2 protein-coding genes and 1 pseudogene are annotated in these 2,550 nt (G+C 64.5%); 2 read left to right on the top strand and 1 reads right to left on the bottom strand.

Going from position 1 to position 2,550, the window contains the following annotated elements; translation table 11 throughout:
* Positions 1-632, top strand: a pseudogene (locus EN906_RS30555) (thiolase domain-containing protein); the annotation flags it as partial.
* 25 nt (positions 633-657) lie between these two features.
* Positions 658-1,662, top strand: coding sequence for an asparaginase (locus EN906_RS30550; protein ID WP_127269978.1), 1,005 nt, complete (start codon positions 658-660; stop codon positions 1,660-1,662).
* Here EN906_RS30550 and EN906_RS30545 read toward each other — a convergent pair.
* Positions 1,655-2,550 (bottom strand): TIGR03808 family TAT-translocated repetitive protein (locus EN906_RS30545; protein WP_127375626.1); only part of this gene is annotated, 896 nt, incomplete at its 5' end. The two genes, EN906_RS30550 and EN906_RS30545, sit on opposite strands and share 8 nt — an antisense overlap.

Genomic DNA, 2,550 nt, shown 5'->3' with positions numbered 1-2,550 from the left:
CCTATGCACAGATGCGCAAGGATTTCGGCTACGAGTTCTGCCGCCAGGAGAGCGAGAAGAACCCGTTCGTTGCCGGCCCACTGAAGCGCACCGACTGCTCGCTGGTCTCCGACGGCGCCGCCGCCCTTATCCTTGCCGACACCGCCACGGCGCTGAAGATGCGCCGTGCCGTTGCCTTCCGCGCCAACGAGCATGTGCAGGATTTCCTGCCGATGTCGAAGCGCGACATCCTGACCTTCGAAGGGTGCGAACAGGCCTGGAACCGGGCGTTGAAATCAGCCGGCGTGACGCTCGACGATCTGTCCTTCGTCGAGACGCATGACTGCTTCACCATTGCCGAACTGATCGAATACGAGGCGATGGGTCTTGCCAAGCCGGGAGAGGGGGCAAAGCTTGCGCTGGACGGCACAACGGCCAGGGATGGCCGCCTGCCGGTCAATCCATCCGGCGGGCTGAAGGCCAAGGGCCATCCGATCGGCGCCACGGGCGTGTCGATGCATGTCTTGACCGCCATGCAGCTTGTCGGCGAGGCCGGCGGCATCCAGGTGCCGGGCGCCAAGCTTGGCGGCATCTTCAATATGGGCGGTGCGGCGGTCGCAAACTACGTTTCCATTCTCGACCGGATCAGGTAAACCGCCCGCATTTACGGGAGGGTTCATGACAAATCCGGTTCTGATCGAAGTGTTGCGCGGCGCGATCGTCGAGAGCGCGCATCGCGGCTCAGTCGCGGTCTTCGATGGCGATGGCAAGCCCGTCTGGGAGATCGGCGACACAGCCAAGTCGGTGTTTCCGCGCTCGGCGGTCAAGGCGATCCAGGCACTGCCGCTGGTCGAAAGCGGTGCGGCCGATGCCTATGGCTTCGGCAACCGCGAACTGGCGCTCGCCTGTGCGTCCCACTCGGGCGAGCCGGCCCATGTCGATCTTGCGCGATCCATGCTGGCCAAGGCCGGGCTGGACGGATCAGCACTCGAATGCGGCACACATTGGCCGTCCAACCATGACGCCGAGATTGCGCTCGCCCGCGCCGGCGGTTCACCGAACGCGTTGCACAACAATTGTTCCGGCAAGCATTCCGGCTTCCTCTGCACCTGCGTCCACGCCGGCATTGCGCATCGCGGCTATGTCAAGCCGGGACATGGCCTGCAGGAAATGGTGCGCGACGCCATGCAATCGGTGACGGGCGCTGTCCATGGTGAGGACCAGCGGGCCATCGATGGCTGTTCGATCCCAACCTATGCGGTGCCGCTCAGGAGCTTCGCGCTCGGCTTTGCCCGCATGGCCACGACATCAGGTTTTGGTCCCGAGCGAGCCAAGGCCGCGAGGCGGCTGCTGGCTGCATGCATGGCCGAGCCCTTCTTCGTTGCCGGCAGCGGCCGCGAAGACGTCGCACTGATGGAGGCCGCACCCGGGCGGATATTTACGAAAGGCGGCGCCGAGGGCGTCCATTGTGCGGCAATTCCGGAACTTGGTCTCGGCATCGCGCTCAAATGCGATGATGGCGCCGGCCGCGCCGGCGAAGCCATGATTGCCACCGTCCTCGCCAAACTGTTGCGCGCCGACGAGGCATTGGCGTTCAAGCTGAGCGAGTTGGCAAACACGCCCATCGAAAACCGCAACGGTGCCAAGGTCGGGGCGCTGAGGCCGACGGCAGCCCTCAACTGACGTGATTGCGCTCGACGGTCAGATGCGCATAGCCGGTATCGTTTGACGAGGCGAGGTCGCCCGTTGCGGGCTCGGCCCAGCGCTGGCCGACAACCGCACCGTTGAGCGCGCCGTCGATGATATTGTCTGAAATGACCGCCGTGCCGGCACCCTCGACCACGGACACGACGATACCGGTTCCGGCGTTGCGGATGATGTTGCCCGTAGCGACGACATTGCGCAGGTAGGGACCCCAGCCGATCTGCATGCCATAAAGCGGCGCGTTCTCGATGACGTTGTTGGAAACGGTGGTGTCGGCCTCAACGCCGATGCCGACGCCAAATCCCGGCGAGTCGGCGGGGTAGGGACCGCTGGTCGACAGATTGCGCACGATGTTTCCGGAGCAGACGCCCATGCGGCCGCCTTCGTTGAAATTGACGATCGAGATGCCGTTGGCGGCGCCGTCGACGATGTTGTTGCTGATGATGGCGCCTTCGAACGAGAACTCGGAATAGACCGCCGTTTCGCCCGAGCGCGAGCAGGTGTTACCCGATATCTGCAGGTTGCTGGCGCTGTTGGCGCGGATCGCCGAGAAGGCGCAGTCCGAGACGATGTTGCCCGAGATGACGACATTGCCGGCGCGAAAGGCATTGATGCCGTTGCCGTTCTGCCCGGTTCCGCCGCTGCGTGCCTGGATCCGTTGGACGCGGTTGCCGGTGACCATGGTGCCGTCTTCGGCCACCTGCCAGCGGTGCACGAGGATGCCGCCATTGGCGCAATCGGAGACGGTGTTGCCCGTAATGGACAGCCCGCCAGCCTCGACCGAGTAAATGCCGGCATCGGCGGCGCCCGATATCTCGCTGCGCTCGATCCGGCCGATCGCGTGTTCCAGCGCCAGTCCGTTCTTGC

The organism is Mesorhizobium sp. M7A.F.Ca.CA.004.06.1.1, from assembly GCF_003999135.1.
Classification (GTDB): domain Bacteria; phylum Pseudomonadota; class Alphaproteobacteria; order Rhizobiales; family Rhizobiaceae; genus Mesorhizobium.
This window is presented reverse-complemented; position numbering and strand designations above follow the sequence as displayed.

Coding starts and splice junctions, on each gene's coding strand:
- EN906_RS30550 (WP_127269978.1), top strand. CDS start 658: ATGACAAATCCGGTTCTGATCGAAGTGTTGCGCGGCGCGATCGTCGAG.